At 54.6% G+C, this 14489-nt stretch carries 16 protein-coding genes and 1 pseudogene; 6 read left to right on the top strand and 11 right to left on the bottom strand.

Annotation, left to right across the window (positions count from 1 at the left end; translation table 11 throughout):
* The first annotated feature begins 19 nt into the window (after nucleotides 1-19).
* The 6 genes from VAE48_RS10565 (at nucleotide 20) to VAE48_RS10540 (ending at nucleotide 5209) form a co-directional block, all read left to right on the top strand.
* Nucleotides 20-1282 (top strand): BREX system ATP-binding domain-containing protein, encoded by a 1263-nt coding sequence (locus tag VAE48_RS10565; protein ID WP_322793291.1) that lies wholly within the window; start codon nucleotides 20-22, stop codon nucleotides 1280-1282.
* Nucleotides 1257-2864 carry a DEAD/DEAH box helicase gene (locus tag VAE48_RS10560; protein WP_322793290.1) on the top strand — a complete coding sequence of 536 codons (1608 nt, stop codon included), beginning with the start codon at nucleotides 1257-1259 and terminating at the stop codon, nucleotides 2862-2864. Before VAE48_RS10565 ends, VAE48_RS10560 begins: the two co-directional genes overlap by 26 nt.
* A 252-nt stretch (nucleotides 2865-3116) precedes the next feature.
* On the top strand, nucleotides 3117-3263 hold the full coding sequence (locus tag VAE48_RS10555) for a hypothetical protein (protein WP_322793289.1): 147 nt from the start codon (nucleotides 3117-3119) through the stop codon (nucleotides 3261-3263).
* On the top strand, nucleotides 3260-3517 hold the full coding sequence (locus tag VAE48_RS10550; RefSeq protein WP_322793288.1) for a hypothetical protein: 258 nt from the start codon (nucleotides 3260-3262) through the stop codon (nucleotides 3515-3517). The genes VAE48_RS10555 and VAE48_RS10550 overlap by 4 nt, the downstream gene beginning before the upstream one ends.
* A gap of 173 nt (nucleotides 3518-3690) precedes the next feature.
* Nucleotides 3691-4743 carry an XRE family transcriptional regulator gene (locus VAE48_RS10545; protein WP_322793287.1) on the top strand — a complete coding sequence of 351 codons (1053 nt, stop codon included), beginning with the start codon at nucleotides 3691-3693 and terminating at the stop codon, nucleotides 4741-4743.
* Nucleotides 4715-5209, top strand: coding sequence for a hypothetical protein (locus VAE48_RS10540; protein WP_322793286.1), 495 nt, complete (start codon nucleotides 4715-4717; stop codon nucleotides 5207-5209). Before VAE48_RS10545 ends, VAE48_RS10540 begins: the two co-directional genes overlap by 29 nt.
* Nucleotides 5210-5292: 83 nt before the next feature.
* On the opposite strand, the gene VAE48_RS10535 is transcribed toward VAE48_RS10540, so the two are convergent.
* The 11 genes and pseudogenes from VAE48_RS10535 to VAE48_RS10485 form a co-directional block, all read right to left on the bottom strand.
* Nucleotides 5293-5517, bottom strand: a complete 225-nt coding sequence (locus VAE48_RS10535) for a hypothetical protein (RefSeq protein ID WP_322793285.1) — start codon at nucleotides 5515-5517, stop codon at nucleotides 5293-5295.
* A gap of 240 nt (nucleotides 5518-5757) precedes the next feature.
* A complete protein-coding gene (locus tag VAE48_RS10530; RefSeq protein WP_322793284.1) occupies nucleotides 5758-7032 on the bottom strand; it encodes a hypothetical protein in 1275 nt (424 codons plus the stop codon).
* A complete protein-coding gene (locus VAE48_RS10525; protein WP_322793283.1) occupies nucleotides 7016-7456 on the bottom strand; it encodes a hypothetical protein in 441 nt (146 codons plus the stop codon). The genes VAE48_RS10530 and VAE48_RS10525 overlap by 17 nt, the downstream gene beginning before the upstream one ends.
* A gap of 69 nt (nucleotides 7457-7525) precedes the next feature.
* Nucleotides 7526-7654 carry a hypothetical protein gene (locus tag VAE48_RS10520; RefSeq protein ID WP_322793282.1) on the bottom strand — a complete coding sequence of 43 codons (129 nt, stop codon included), beginning with the start codon at nucleotides 7652-7654 and terminating at the stop codon, nucleotides 7526-7528.
* 80 nt (nucleotides 7655-7734) lie between these two features.
* Nucleotides 7735-8193 (bottom strand): pilus assembly protein TadG-related protein, encoded by a 459-nt coding sequence (locus VAE48_RS10515; protein ID WP_322793281.1) that lies wholly within the window; start codon nucleotides 8191-8193, stop codon nucleotides 7735-7737.
* 3 nt (nucleotides 8194-8196) lie between these two features.
* Entirely contained in the window at nucleotides 8197-8601 is a 405-nt protein-coding gene (locus VAE48_RS10510) for a TadE/TadG family type IV pilus assembly protein (protein WP_322793280.1), read from the bottom strand.
* Between the two features lie 176 nt (nucleotides 8602-8777).
* Nucleotides 8778-9173, bottom strand: a complete 396-nt coding sequence (locus VAE48_RS10505) for a prepilin peptidase (RefSeq protein ID WP_322793279.1) — start codon at nucleotides 9171-9173, stop codon at nucleotides 8778-8780.
* A gap of 2 nt (nucleotides 9174-9175) precedes the next feature.
* A complete protein-coding gene (locus tag VAE48_RS10500; RefSeq protein WP_322793278.1) occupies nucleotides 9176-9721 on the bottom strand; it encodes a hypothetical protein in 546 nt (181 codons plus the stop codon).
* A 2-nt stretch (nucleotides 9722-9723) separates the two neighbouring features.
* The gene (locus VAE48_RS10495) at nucleotides 9724-13566 is read right to left on the bottom strand and encodes an OmpL47-type beta-barrel domain-containing protein (RefSeq protein ID WP_322793277.1); all 3843 of its coding nucleotides are present in this window, start codon (nucleotides 13564-13566) and stop codon (nucleotides 9724-9726) included.
* A 109-nt stretch (nucleotides 13567-13675) separates the two neighbouring features.
* Nucleotides 13676-14254, bottom strand: a complete 579-nt coding sequence (locus VAE48_RS10490; protein ID WP_322793276.1) for a methyltransferase family protein — start codon at nucleotides 14252-14254, stop codon at nucleotides 13676-13678.
* Between the two features lie 9 nt (nucleotides 14255-14263).
* A pseudogene (locus tag VAE48_RS10485) lies at nucleotides 14264-14489 on the bottom strand (hypothetical protein); the annotation flags it as partial.

Below are 14489 nucleotides of genomic sequence, written 5' to 3'. Positions count from 1 at the left end.
ACAGACCGGGGGAGTAAAAATGTCAATTCAGAAAGTCAATCACCCAAGATATGGCTCTGGTATTGTGAAACTTACTCGTAACAATGGTTTTCTTCTCCTCGTATCTTTCCAGGATGGAATGAGCCGTTGGGTGAAGATTACCGAAATAACCCAAGCAAAAACACAGAATATGACTGGAAAGATTATAAAAACATCAACTTATTCTCAAGAGCGTCTAAAGAAACGACGGATGATTGAAGCATTTCGTATGGGAATTGTTCCATACGATTGTGTTACAGATTTTACTTTTGGACGTGATCAGGAAACTCAGCTGATTATGAATTGGCTAAAATCTTCTGAGGATGGTTCTCTATTCATTATTGGCGAATACGGAACCGGAAAAACCCACCTGATTCATTATGCTAAAAGTTATGCATTACAAAACGACTACGCTGTGGCTTGGGTTGAGATGGATCCTAATGAAACTCCTTTCTATCAGCCAAAGTTGGTGTATAAGTACTTGGTTAAGAATTTTATTTATCCAGACAAAAATAGTTTAAAGCCAAAAGGTTTTCGAGATTTCATTAAAATTGTTGCAACACAGAATCTTCTCAAGGATAACTTTTATATAAAGCATATGAGAAATCATCTAAACGATGATATGTTTTGGGAATGGATTGAAGGAAGGGAAGTAAAAAAGATTAATCTAGTGCCGACTTTGTATAAATCTTTTACGGCAGCGAATGTTTATTGTTACTTGCTTAGTAGCTACGGATGGGCAGCAACACAATTAGGATTACGAGGATTGTTGCTGATTTTCGATGAGGCAGAAACGGTAGCAATGAGCCATTCTTCATATCAAGATGAAAAATCAAAAAATTTTATTGGTAGCCTTATTGGTACAGCTAGGAATAATGAAAATTTATTGAGAAATCCTTATTTTTCAGGACTAGATTATTGCGGTATTGGAGAAGGAGCATCTATCCCATTTCTATATAAAAAACCCAGTGGTCTGAAGCTATTGTTTGCATTCACCTCTCTGGAATGGAATAATGTTAAAATTAAGGACACCCCTAAATTGAACTTAACTCATCTATCAATAGAACACATGGGTGAGGTTTTCGCCCATGTGTGTAGGTTATACGAGGAAGCCTATGAATTTAAACTAAATTCTCAGGACTCAGAAAAAGTATTCAAAATACTTATCAATAAAAATTTGACAACTCGGTTTTTTGTAAAAGGTTCAGTTGAAGGATTAGATCTGCTAAGACTAGGCATTGAAAAAAGTTCAGATGATAAATAACTCAGAAACGCAAGAATTAAAAAAAATACGGAATAGACTCCGGCATGCTTGGATACCATTCTTTACAAGATTTGGCAAGCTTACGCCAATTCAATTGGTGACTATACCAAAAATTCTTGATAATAAAAATGTTTTTTTGACATCTCCAACTGCCTCGGGAAAAACTGAGGCAGTTGTTGCTCCAATTGCGGAAAGGTTTATATCAGAAAGATGGGAAGGACTAGCAGTTTTGTATATTGTTCCCACTCGAGCGCTAGCGAATGATACTTATTTTAGAATTGAGGGTCCCTTAAGGGATATGGGTATTGACACAGCCTTGAAACATGGAGATAAAATATTTTTTTCCAAAAAAAGTATTCCAAATTTTCTAATCACTACTCCAGAATCTTTAGACTCCCTGATTTGTCGTCATTCCCGAATGCTCGAGAACGTGAAAATTGTAATTCTAGACGAAATTCACATGTTGGATAACACATATCGAGGTGACCAGCTCCGTCTTCTCCTTTGCAGGCTTGAAAAAATTGTAAAAATAGATAATTTGTCTGTTTGTTTGCTTTCTGCAACAGTGTCTTCTCCCGAACAGGTTGCTGAAAGATATGTAAGAAAATTTGAAGTAATAAAAGTGCCAGGGCAGCGAGAAATATCTTACCGTTTTCTGAACTCATTTGAGGATGTGTATCGTCTGGCTAAGAATAAACGCTGGTATAAAATTCTATTCTTTTGCAACACAAGGGAATCGGTTGAGGTTGTAGCAGCAGAGCTTACAAAATTGTGGTATCCATATCCTGTCTTAACACACCACGGGAGTCTTTCTCGCCAAGTGCGCGAAGAAGCCGAAAATGTCATGAAAGAGTCGGATTTGGCTGTTTGTGTCGCTACTTCGACTTTAGAAGTAGGAATTGATATTGGAAATATAGACTTGATTGTCCTTTGTGAACCGCCTTGGAGTATATCCTCACTTCTTCAACGGATTGGCCGAGGAAACCGTAGGCAAGGTGTGATAAATGTAGTTGTTATTACAACCTCCCAAGAGGAACAAAACATGATGGATCTAATGTTCAAAACTGCGATTTCCGGTGAATTACCCGAGGAAATATATGAACCGGACATATCCGTAGCTGTACAGCAAATTTTTTCGTATCTTTATCAAAATCCTGAAGGTCTAAACGAAGAACAGATTTTGCAACTTATTACTACTTTGTGTTCTAAGGAAACTTCAAAGCTTATATTGACCAATTTAAAAATTAATGGATGGGTTGAATTTATAGCAAGTCGATATTTTCCATCCTCTAAATTATTAAATTTAGGTGAAAAAGGGCGAATTCATTCTAATATTCCAGACCCCCAAAGTTATAGGGTTATTGATATTGACTCAGGGTTAGAAATTGGAAAGATTGCTGGCACATTTGACAAAGTGTTTGTGCTGGGAGGAAGAATATGGCGTCTCGTTGCTGTAGAAAATTATGTTATCAAAGTCCGTAATATAAAAGGGGAAATTTCTGCACCGAATTTCCAAAGATACAGAGGCAAAGGTTCATTTTATGGGTTATTACCAATGGAATTAAGACTTAAGAATGAATAAATATATCGTGGATCTCACATAGCCTAAAATACGGCCATGAGTTGGGATATCTGAATCAAAAGGATCCTAAACACCAATTCACCTGGTTTGCAACAAACTATCGGAAGGGGGCTCCTCATGAGCCAGTTTATCCATTTGGGTTCTTTCATGCAGACATTTTTTGATGATCCGATACCAGCTGCCAAAGTTAGCAAGGTTGGGGAGGCGATCCAAATAGCGCGCTCGCTACGCTTGAGTGAGATTGCGGCTTAGATGCGAGGGAGCAGTGCGGCGGCGTACAAACGGCTGCAGCGCTTTGTGCGGCAGGTTGACCCGCGCCTGGTGTTGTGGCGTTTGTTTCGAGAGCAAGCCAAGTTTGTGATTGGCGACGTAACCGAGATCGAGCGTGCACGGGGATGAACATCGAGGCAACCTTCCGGGATTTGAAGGGACTGCTGGGGATGAGCCGCTTGATGAACAAGCGGCAGGAGAGCATGGAAAAGATGGTGGCGGTATGGTTGTTGGTTTATGCCATCACCCTGTTGATCGGTGAAGGCTTGCGAGACCACCTGTATGGGCAGCCAAGCCAACCACAGGGCAGCACCAACGTCATTCCCAATACAATCGGCAGGAAATGGCAGCGCTATTCCGATTTGTTCATCTTACTCAAATAGAAATGGAGGCTTCCGCCTCGTAAGTGGCAGGCAATTGTCAAGGATGCTTTGGCATCGTTCGCCGCCATCGTTCATCCCTTGTCCTGACTCGTTTCTGAACTTCAGATAATCGGTTTACAAAATATATAAAATATGTTATTCTGTATACTGAACAAGCAAGAAAGGAGGCAACAATGACCATCGGCCAGCGCATCAAGCAGGCGCGTAAGGCAAACTATATGAGCTTACGAAGCCTTGCACAAAAGGCTGAGATCAGTGCAATGGCAATTTCAAAATACGAGCGTGACCTGGATACCCCCAGTTCGGGTGTTTTGCTTCGTTTGGCAGAGGCACTGGATGTATCCGTTGATTTCTTGTTGCGCCCCAATACGGTATCTGTCCATCTCCAGGCATATCGCAAACACGCCGCGTTGGGTGTAAAAGAGCAAGAAGCCATTCAGATGCGGATTCAAGAGTGGTTGGAACGATACTTGGAGATCGAAAGCCTTTTTCCGGATGAAAAACGATCAGTTAACTTGCCTTCATATTCGATACAAACGATAGAGCAGGTAGAAGACGCCGCTTTAAAATTGCGTGAGAACTGGAACCTTGGTCTTGATCCAATCGAAAACCTGACCCAAGTGCTTGAAGATCAAGGCATAAAAGTGGGGTTGGTCTCGGGGTTTGAGCATTTCGACTCCTGCACTTTCATGGCTGACGGTATTCCGGTAATCGTATCGAAGGCTGAGCTTCCCGGCGACCGGCAGCGCTTCAACCTGGGGCATGAAGTAGGACACTTGATCTTGGATTTAAAAGAAGGGATTGATCCTGAACCTGCCTGTCACAGGTTTGTTGGGGCATTTCTGGTTCCGACGCAAGTAGCCCGCTTCGAACTGGGTTCCAGGCGCACTACACTGGATATGAACGAGCTGTATTTGCTAAAGCACAAGTACGGTATGAGCATGCAAGCCTGGATCTTCCGAGCCAAAGATTTGGGTATTATATCGGAGAATGCCGCTACGAGACTCTTCCATCGCTTCCGAGCCAATGGCTGGCATCGTCAGGAGCCGGGTGAGGCACTGCCTAACGAAAAGCCTTATCGTATGGAGCGTCTTATTTATCGAGCTTTGGCAGAGGATTTGATCTCGCGTTCCAGAGCGCAAGAACTACTCGGCGGACCTTTACAACTGCATTGGATGTCGGAGGCACTCCAACACCATGACATTGCAATCCGTTCTCGTCACTGACACCAACATTTGGATTGATCTCGAAAATGGAAGCGTCCTGGTCAAGGTTTTCCGCCTTCCCTATCAGTTTTTGATCCCGGATTTTGCAATTCCAGAGCTCGTTCAACCGGAATGGAAGACGCTGGAAGTGCTGGGACTTAAAGCATACGAGTTGCCCGCCGATCAAATCGAAATTCTGTACCAACTACGCCGATCTTATCGCAACCTTTCAATAATCGACTTGGCTGCATTCTTAATCGCTAAAAAGCTGGATACAATCCTTGTAACGGGAGATCGTCGGCTCAGTGAGCTGGCAAATGCCAATGGACTTAAAGTTCATGGTATTCTCTGGTTGCTTGATGAAATGTTGGAATTCAAGGTACTTACGCCGAAACAGGCTAAGAAAGCTCTTGAACAAATGCTCGAATCAGGTGCAAGGCTACCTGCTGAGGAATGCCGTAATCGATTAGTAAGATGGTCAAAATAATCCAATGATTAACAGAAAAAAAGTAAACCGCCTGCGGGAGGTGGGCAGGCGGTCTGTGGCTCGTGTTGGCACACATACGGCGGTTACTTGATCCACTGGTCAAGCCGTTTGTCCAGCGCGTACTGTCCGCTGCCGATGTACACCGCCGTCCACACCATGCGGACAACGAACGCCACAGCGAACAGCGCCGCCACAACCAGCAGGACGGTATCCACAGTGGCGGTGTCCAGGCCCAAGAGGGTCTCGAAATCCACCCCCGCGAGGTACAATCCGGCTCCGACCAACAGGAACAAAACAAGACTTTTCATGGCTGCTCTCCTTTTCGAGTGGTTTTTTGGGCTGGCTGCCCTCTGGCTGCCCACCCTCACGAATGAGCAGACAGAGAAGGCAGCCAGCCGCCACCTCGTCCCGACACGCTACGGGTAAGCGCGCCGGGAAATGGAGAGCAGCCACTCCGCCGGATTCTGCTGTCAACGAGCCACCCCGGAGACCAGGTACGGGCTGATCCCCGGACGGGAGAGGGGGACGCTTCCCCCGCCCCCGTCCGCTTACCAGCGTTCCAGCCACAAGGGTTCTTGTGGGGTAATGTCGGTCATCTTGCGCAATTCGTCCCCAACGAAACTGAGCGTTTTCAAATCGGTGGCCACGCCGCTCAACCGCTCCGCCTTGCAGTCCCGCACCAACTTCTCACGCCCTTCGACATTCGCCGCACACAACGCCACCCTGCCACCGTTCAACCCTGCCAGGTTCTTCCACTTGCGGCGGCTTCCGTCTCCACGCTCCACCTCGACATACCAGCGTTCGCCACCACGATCTACCTGCAAATCGGGTTTTGCCGCACCGTCAACCTCCGGCAGGATCACGGCGTCCCAACCGCGCAGGCGGGCATGCAGGGCAAACGCCAGCGTCATCACCGTGTGCGCTTCCTGCTCCGCTCCCTGGTGCAGCCGCATCAGCCGCTCCCATTCGTTCTCAACCGTCTGCCAGCCCCACAAGGCGCACAGGGCTTTGCCGTCCTCCGAGAGCCGGTACACCGCCAGACCGGTCTCAAACGGCTTGTACATGCGAATCGTCTCGCTCACCAGCAGACCGCTTTTCACCAGATCGTCCGTTGGACGGCGCACCGAGTTTGTCCGTTCGGACAATTGCTCAACCACGCTCACCACCCGGTCAATCTCCATGCGGCTGCTGATGCCCCCTCTTGCAATCGTGTACAGCACCAGCACCTTGCGCCGGTAGCGGATGGTCGAATCTCTCGGATTCAACTGCACCTTGAAACGCTCCGGGGCCGACGGGATCACCATCCTGCTCATCTCCTCGACCAGGCTGCGCCACAACTGCGGCAGTTCGTCAGGGGTGAGGATGCGCTCCGCCGTTCGTTTGGCTTCGCCCTTCGGTTGGGTGTCCTTCGGCTTTTCCTTTGCCTTCGCTTCTTCCAGCCGCTTCTGCAACTCCTCACGGGTACGGCGTTCCTGCGCCGCTTCCATCTGCGCTCGTTCCAGCCGTTCCCGCAGGGCGTTCAGTTCGCCTTCCAACTGGACGATACGCCGTTCCAGTGCCTCATGCCCGTTGCTCTTCGGCTTCGCCCAGCCGTTCTGACCGACACTGACGCCGCTCCAAAACGCCGTCCAATCCGCCGCCGTCCAGACTTGCGGAATGACCGGATTGTCCCGCCTGCGGGCTTCCAACGCCTCACCGGCCAGGCGCTGCGCCAGTTCCAGCACCAGATCACGGTACTCCCGTGCCATTCGCTCGGCGTTCTGGCGCAGTTCCCGCTCGGCATTGAGGATGTCTTCTAACGCCCGCTCACGGTAGGCTTCCATCGCTCACCTCCGCCACCTTGCGGCTGGCTTCTGCTACTGCTTCCACCGCCCGCTCACGACTGTCGCCCATCGCCCAGTTACGCAGGGCTTGAGCCGCAGCAGCCACCGCCTCCCGCTGGGGCTGCAAGACGGCCTGGCCGCCTTTCTCCAAATCGTTCAGGATACGGTCTGCTGCCACCTGCACCCGCAGGGCATCCAGCGGCTTGTCCAGCAGCGCCGTCATTTCCTCGCAGGTTTTCTGTAAATTGCGGAGTTCTCGCTGGTACTCCCGCTCCGCCTTGTGAAGTTGCCACTCGGAGTAGGTCAGGACTTTGCCGCCCTCCGGTGTGAACAACCAGCCCAGCACACCCAGCAGAATCAGGGCAATGACAGCCACAATCGTGGTCACTACCGAAAACTCTTTTGCGTCAATCTCGATCTCCAAAATGCACTCCTTTCTGCCCGTGTCGTGGGGCAGGCGTTTGGCTTGTGCCTTGCGCCTGCCGCCGCTCACCTACCAGGTCAGCCCGACCACCAGATGGTAGATCATCGCCAGTACCCGTTTGGCGAGCAGGTTTCCCACGAACAGGGCGGCTGCTACCTGCATGGCAGACAGCCACAAACTTGCGGCTGCACTCCTCATAGGGCGGAGACCTCCTTTCGCCGAATTTGGATCCCCGCACCCAGGTGAGTTTGGCAGACCCCGGGCATCCGTCAAACTCCCTAACGCCGGTTGACCCGCATCTCCGAAACCGCCACCACCCGCACGGTCAATTGGGGTGAGGAGGGGATGAGCAGTTTCAGCCCGGCGCTGGCGGTGCAGCGCGCCACGGTTGGCGATAACAGCGATATGCCGGTCAGGGCAGGCGAATAGCCGACAATGCCCTTGTTTGCCACCGTCCCGCTGAAAGCCTGGGCAGCGTAGGAGGCACCCAAACCCAGGTTGATTTGCCGTGCGCCGGTGCGGACAAAGGTGGGCGTGTCCAATGCCTGCGCCGCTGCTTCACAGGCAGCGTCCGCCGCCGCTTGCAACTGGGCTTGCAGGTACAACGCCCGCACGATGTCAACCGTCAGCACAGCCAGCGGGATGACTACGAATGCCATGACGATGACAAAGTACGGCATCGTCTGCCCGCGTTCCCTACGGCGAAATAGTAATTTCTTACTATCTTTCGTAGTCATCGCTTACCATCCCTCTTGTCGGAAGGTGGCCTGTGCCTGACCTTTGAACTCCACCGATCCGCCGCCGCCCAGCAGTCCCAGCATCGAGCCGATGTAATTGGGGGCCGTCCAGTTGACCGTGACGACTACCATAGACCCCGGACGACCGCCGCCCGAAGCGGCTACGGAGTACTCGCCGATCATGGTACGGGACAGGGCGGCATGGGCAGCGGAAGCCGCAGCCGCCGCTGCCCCGCCCTGGGTGACCGAGCCAACCCGCGCCCCGTAATTGGCGGCGTTTGCCGCTGCAACCGAGGCGTAACCGGCAATGGCAAAGTTGATCAGCGCAAAGGTCAAGACCAGCACCACCGGCAGCGATACGGCGGTTTCCGCCATCGCATTCCCAGCCTCATGCCGTCTTTTGACCATCGCCATCCTCCGTTTAGATACCGGCGGCAACCTGCATGATCTTGCCCAGGATGTTGACGCCCAACGCCTGAAAGCCCGCCAGGGCAACCAGCAGGATGAGCGCACCGACTACGGCGTACTCGCCATGTCGTTCGCCTCACGGCTCAGCAAGAACAGTTTGATTTTGTCGAACATAATTAACCTCCCGAAAGAAATTGAATTGGAATTGAAAGTACCGCGCCTGCGGCAAACACGGGAACGGCGGGAAAGCGAGCCGCCCGCCCGTGCCGCATCCACAACCACCCTCCGACCAGTAGCCGGAGTACAACCGCCAGCAGGAAACCTGCGGGCATGAACACCGCCAGAACAGCCATTATCTTCCCGTCCGCTGCTCCCACTCCTTTCTGCCACGACCAGACCATGATCAGCGTCACCAGTCCGAATAGCAGCAGCGTTTCCCCGCCGTGCCAGACCGCCCATAGTCCCGCCAGAAGGAAGGCGGGCAGGGTCAGCCAGTTCGAGACCTGCCTGCGAAGCAGGTCTTGCACGGCGCAGACCGTCAGCCACAGGACAAGGGACGCTGTAAGCCACATGATTACTTCTTCTCCGCCAACGGCACGCGATAGAAGTACAGCCGCTTGGGTTCGCCCCAGTTGATACCAAGAGCCTGACCAACCAGCCCGGCTTCGACATCGAACCACTCCCCGGCGTTCAGGATCGAGCGCTCCTCGACCTGCACCTTACCGGGATTGCGTCCCAGAAGCGGGTCCACCAGATTGGCCACCTTGCCGTTACGGGCTTCCAGCGGCTTCAAGACCCGTTTCAGCCGGTCAGGAGAAAACGGCGAGACCACCAGGCGGGTGGCGTTGTCGGTGAGAAAACTCACCGCTTGCGCCGCTTCCTGCTGACGCTCCACGCCGGTCAGGGTCAGGTCAATCTGTTGCCCCAGCCAGACCAACGGGTCATCCACCTTGACCGCCTGACGCTGTTTTTCGCGCCTTTCGGCCACCTGCATCAGGTACCAGTCTGAAAGTACCTGCTCCATCTCCCGCAGGGCTTGCGCCTGGCGGGAGTTGTAGAGGGTCAGGATGGCGCCGAGCATCAGCACGGCAGCCAGCGTTGCGATTGCCCATAAATCCATGATTACTTCACCTCCTGTAATTGTTTGATTCGTTCCATGCGCTCCGCCAGTTTGCGAATCGCCTTGGGCCGTTCATCTCTCATCGCCGAGTAGCCCAGTGCCGCCGCCAGCCCGATCAGGGTCAGGAACGGCCACAACGCCCGGCGTATCACCTCCACCGCCGCCTGCACCTCGAATTTGGGCGGTTTGACCGCCACCGTTGGCTGCGGGGTCGGCAAGACCATGCTCACCGCCGGGGGTGTGCGGGTCGGTTCTTCCTCCGCCTCCTCCGTTGGCGTTTCGGTTGGGGTTGCCGTAGGCGTAGGGGTCGGGGTTGCGGTCGGCAGAACGGCAATTGCCACCGGCTTTGTGGCGGTCGGTTCTTCCGTTGGCGTGGGCGTGGGAGCAGGGATGATCACCGCTCCGCTCGCCGTGACCGTGCGGCCTGCAATGTCCGCTACCAGCACCGTCACCGGATACTGCCCGGGGCCCGCCTGCGTCCCGTCCGAAAAACGCCCGTCCCACTGCACCGGGTTGGGGATGTCCTCGACACGCTCCCCGCACCATTCCACCTTGCGGTTTGCGTCTGTCGGGTCTTGAATCGCGAGGCAGACCTGACGGATCGGCAGATCGCCGGGGGTGATCATCACCTGCCCGCTTTCGGTAATCTCCCATAATTCGGTGATGGCTGCCTGCGGCAGGGCATTGCTGACCAGCACATCCACGGCTTTGGTGCGCTGGTTGCCTGCTTTATCGGTCAGGCGCAGGTAAATGCGCTTGTATCCGCCGTTGGTCTGAGTCGTGTCCCATTCGTAAGTCCAGCGGTCATCGGCAAAGGGAATTTCCTGCCACTCGTAGCCCATCGCGAAGGAGATTTCCAGCCGTTGCAAGCCTGAAAGCACATCGTTTGCATCGCCCGCCAGTGTCACCGTCCCGGAGAGCAAATCGGGCAGCGCATCGAAACTGCCCTGTGGCGGGGTCAGGTCGATTCCGAACGAACGGCTGACTTCCGTCACCCACCCGGCTTTGTCTTCCACCTCGCCGGTCACGGTATACCAGCCCTCGGTGTCGAAGATCGTCTGCGGCAGGCGCACCTCTGCCAGGCCTGAAACGGCGTCCTCGCCGGTCAGGACTGCTACCACCGTACTGCGGTACCACTCCTCGGTACTTGTATCGCCGGTCAGGGTTGCTCCCGCCGTGCTATGGCTCAACCCCTCAACGCCTGTATCGCCGGTCAGGGAGATTTCTCCAACCGGCGGGGTCTGGTCGAGGTTGAAGGTGTAGCGCCGGATACGCTCGTTCCCGGCGTAATCCACGGCTCGGATGTCCAGCACGGTCTCGCCCTCGCCGTCTATTTGGGGTGTGCCGCTCTGCCATGCCCCACCGTTTAGGCGCCAGGCGGTTGTGTCCAGCCCCGAAAGGTTATCCTCCGTTGAGTAACTCACCTCGAAGGGTGAGACATACCAGCCGTTGTTTCCGTCTGCTGGGGGGACAGACGGACTGATAGACGGAGCCGTGCGGTCAATGCGGACGGTCAGGCTGCGGGTGCTGAGGTTGCCCGCCTCATCCTCCGCCTCGATTTCGACATCGTACACGCCCTCATCGGTCAGGTCAAGCGGCAGGGTCTGCCATGCTCCGCCGTCCACCCGTACCCGCACATCGGCAAGACCGGAGAGAGCATCGCTGGCGGCGGCGTCAAGCGTTGCACCCACCACATGCCAGCCGTTTTGTCCATCTGTGGCGGAGATTTGCGGGACAAGATCGGGGGGTGTGCTGTCCACCCGCACGATGACCGTCCGGGTGGTTTCGTTGCCTGCCTCATCTACCGCCCGAATCAGGACATTGTGAACGCCCTCCGAAAGGTTGAGGGATGATTGCCCGTCTACCTGCACCAGGGCAATGCCGCTGGTGGCATCGCTGGCGACGCCGCTCACATTGACATTGCTGCGGTACCAGCCGTTGTTGCCGGTAGTGCCGGATACATCCAGCCCGTTGATCGTGGGGGGTGTGGCATCTCTGCGGATGGTTGCGGTTGCCGTCTGGCTGTTCCCGGCGACATCCGTGACCCGAATCGTGGCGGTAAAAGTGCCGTCTGCTGTAATGGTCAGGTCGTTATTCGCCCAGTTTGTACCGTCCAGGCTCACCTGACGGGACGCCACGCCGCTGGTGGCATCGCTGCCCAGTGCTGTAACCGTCACATCGGAGACATACCAGCCATTTTGTCCATCGGCTGGCGGCAGGGAGACGCTGGCGGTTGGCGGGGTGGTATCCACCCGCACCGTACCGCTCACCGTGCTTGACCAATGACCGGCGTAGTCCTGTGCCCGTCCCTCCACCGTGTGAACGCCGTCCGTGCCGATTGTGGCGTTGCTCTGCCAGGCCCCACCGTTTAGGCGCACCTGGCTGGTTGCCACGCCGCTGGTAGCGTCTGTGGCATCGGTCGAGACGGTTGGGCTGGTGACAAACCACCCGTTTTGTCCGTTGGGAGCAGGGATATTCAGGCTGGCGGATGGCGGGGTGGCATCCCGCCGGATGGTGGTCGAGACAGTCGAGGATTGATTTCCGGCGACATCGGTTGTCCTTCCCTCAACCGTGTGTGTCCCGTCTGTGGTGATGGTCAGGGACGATCCGCCCCATGCTCCACCGTTCAAACGGGTTTGAGTGCTGGCCACCCCGCTGGTAGCATCACTGCCGTTGGTGGTCACGGTCACATTACCGACATACCAGCCATTGTTGCCCAATGTCCCAGATGGGGAGAGGGAGGCGGTTGGCGGGACAGAGTCAATGCGAATGGTAGTGGAGTTATTCCCGCTGTTTCCGGCAACATCGGTTGCTGTTGCCGTGACATTCGTTGTTCCCTGCGCCGTGATGGTACAGGGGTTACTGCCGCAGGACAACGAGAGACTTGCCACGCCACTGGCAGCGTCTGTGGCATTGGCGGAGAGGGTTACATTGGAACGATACCAACCGCCGTTTCCTGCCGTGCCGGATGGCGTGAAGGTGATGCCTGGTGCAGTGGTATCCTTGCGAATGGTCAGACTGGTGCTGTTTGTGTTCCCGGCGTTGTCCGTTGCGGTAGCGGTAATCGTGGTTGACCCCTCGGCGGTCACTGTACAGGGATTGCTGCCACAAGACATTGCAATCCCTGCCAGACCGGAGACCGAATCACTGCCGCTACCGGTCACGGTTACATTGCTACGATACCAGCCTCCGCCTCCCAATGTGCCGGATGGCGAAAGGGAGATAGACGGCGCTCCCGTATCCACCCTGAACGACAGGCTTTGTGCGGCGGACTGGTCGCCATAGGACGAGTTTGCCCAGAAGTCCAACTTACTACTGCCCTCGAAAATCCCGTTTGGCGGCGTCCAGGAGCAGTTGACACTGGAAGCGTCCGGCGGGTTACATACACTGAAATAGCCCGCCCCATAACTGCCCTCAATCCATGTGATGTTATACCCGCTGACCGGCTCGTTCGCCGAAATATTGACGCTCGGCGCACCCCGGCACCAGCCGTTGTTACCCCATGTCCCGCAGGTGAAACTTCCGCTCACCGTGGCGGGGTTGTGGGTGACATCCACATAGCGCTCGCTCTCGTAGCAGGTATACAGGCTGGTGTTGTTGTACGGCGCATCGCCGCAGTAGCACCATTCATCGCCATCTGAGCAGCGCCCACCGGGGTCGCCATAAGCACACCGACAAACCTGTTCCCAGGGGGAGTTTCTATAAATCGTCCGCACATAGCCGTCCTGCACCTGAACCGTGCGCGGGCGAATCGGCCCGGTATAGGCGGCAATGACCACCGTCACCGTCACCAGGGCAATCGCCAGCCCTGCCAGGGGGGAGAGTTTCGACCACCAACTCCGCATAGGCTCACTCCCTGGTCACCCAGCGCAGGAAACGATCAAGTACCAGCCCTGCGCAAAGACCAGCCGCAAAAATTCCTGCCATCAAAGACCACTCCATCACACACACCTCCTACCAAATGCCCGGCAGCAGGCGCCAGCGTACCCGCTGACCGTAGCCTGCGTAGCCGTCCAGAATACGCTCCTCCCACCCCATCCGCAGGACGAAAACAAAGACAAGAACAATCCACAAAATCCCATTCCACAAGGTTGGATTGGAGAGGGTAAGCCCAGCAAACGAAAGCAACTCCCCGGCATACATCGGGTGGCGGATGAAGCGATACGCCCCGCTCACCACCAGCCCCCGATCTGCCGGTGCAATGCCAAAACTGCGTCCCAAAGACGCCAGTCCCCACAACGATACAACCACTCCCGCAAATGAAATCACCAGCCAGCCGTTTTCGTGAGGGGCAGGCTGTAAGCCGAACGGTAGTACCGCCGCAAGCCAGGCGGTCAGTTTGCGGTTGAGCGGTGCCGCAGCCGTTTCTGCCCGGCGGGTGAGGAACAGGAAAGCAGCCAGCCCGGACTGTACCGCCAGCGGAAACGCCATCCACGACCCCGCCGTTACCTGTGCCAACCGCACGCCCAGCAAGAGGGCAAACACAACGGCACCCATCCAGTCCCCAACCGTCCAGCGTTTCCAACTCATCATCGCCACACCTCAAAAGGCGCTGAACAACGCCAGCAGAATCGGCAGGAGAATGGCTGCCATGAAGGGGGCAAAGAAAAACACGGTCATCGGCATCAAGAGGGTGTTGTCCAGACTTGCCGCTGCCATCTGTACCTGGGCGCGGTACTCACGGGCAAAGCCGCGTGCCACCTCGCTCATCACGCGCGGCCCCTCCACGCCCTTACCCGCCACCTGATCCAACTGCACGCCAAAGCGC

Origin of the sequence: Bellilinea sp. (assembly GCF_034432615.1) — a bacterium.
GTDB lineage: Bacteria > Chloroflexota > Anaerolineae > Anaerolineales > Anaerolineaceae > Bellilinea.
This window is presented reverse-complemented; position numbering and strand designations above follow the sequence as displayed.

Coding starts and splice junctions, on each gene's coding strand:
- VAE48_RS10530 (WP_322793284.1), bottom strand. CDS start 7,032: ATGGAAGCCTACCGTGAGCGGGCGTTAGAAGACATCCTCAATGCCGAG.
- VAE48_RS10565 (WP_322793291.1), top strand. CDS start 20: ATGTCAATTCAGAAAGTCAATCACCCAAGATATGGCTCTGGTATTGTG.
- VAE48_RS10540 (WP_322793286.1), top strand. CDS start 4,715: ATGACATTGCAATCCGTTCTCGTCACTGACACCAACATTTGGATTGAT.
- VAE48_RS10535 (WP_322793285.1), bottom strand. CDS start 5,517: ATGAAAAGTCTTGTTTTGTTCCTGTTGGTCGGAGCCGGATTGTACCTC.
- VAE48_RS10545 (WP_322793287.1), top strand. CDS start 3,691: ATGACCATCGGCCAGCGCATCAAGCAGGCGCGTAAGGCAAACTATATG.
- VAE48_RS10510 (WP_322793280.1), bottom strand. CDS start 8,601: ATGGTCAAAAGACGGCATGAGGCTGGGAATGCGATGGCGGAAACCGCC.
- VAE48_RS10505 (WP_322793279.1), bottom strand. CDS start 9,173: ATGTGGCTTACAGCGTCCCTTGTCCTGTGGCTGACGGTCTGCGCCGTG.
- VAE48_RS10520 (WP_322793282.1), bottom strand. CDS start 7,654: ATGAGGAGTGCAGCCGCAAGTTTGTGGCTGTCTGCCATGCAGGTAGCA.
- VAE48_RS10555 (WP_322793289.1), top strand. CDS start 3,117: ATGCGAGGGAGCAGTGCGGCGGCGTACAAACGGCTGCAGCGCTTTGTG.
- VAE48_RS10515 (WP_322793281.1), bottom strand. CDS start 8,193: ATGACTACGAAAGATAGTAAGAAATTACTATTTCGCCGTAGGGAACGC.
- VAE48_RS10500 (WP_322793278.1), bottom strand. CDS start 9,721: ATGGATTTATGGGCAATCGCAACGCTGGCTGCCGTGCTGATGCTCGGC.
- VAE48_RS10550 (WP_322793288.1), top strand. CDS start 3,260: ATGAACATCGAGGCAACCTTCCGGGATTTGAAGGGACTGCTGGGGATG.
- VAE48_RS10490 (WP_322793276.1), bottom strand. CDS start 14,254: ATGATGAGTTGGAAACGCTGGACGGTTGGGGACTGGATGGGTGCCGTT.
- VAE48_RS10495 (WP_322793277.1), bottom strand. CDS start 13,566: ATGCGGAGTTGGTGGTCGAAACTCTCCCCCCTGGCAGGGCTGGCGATT.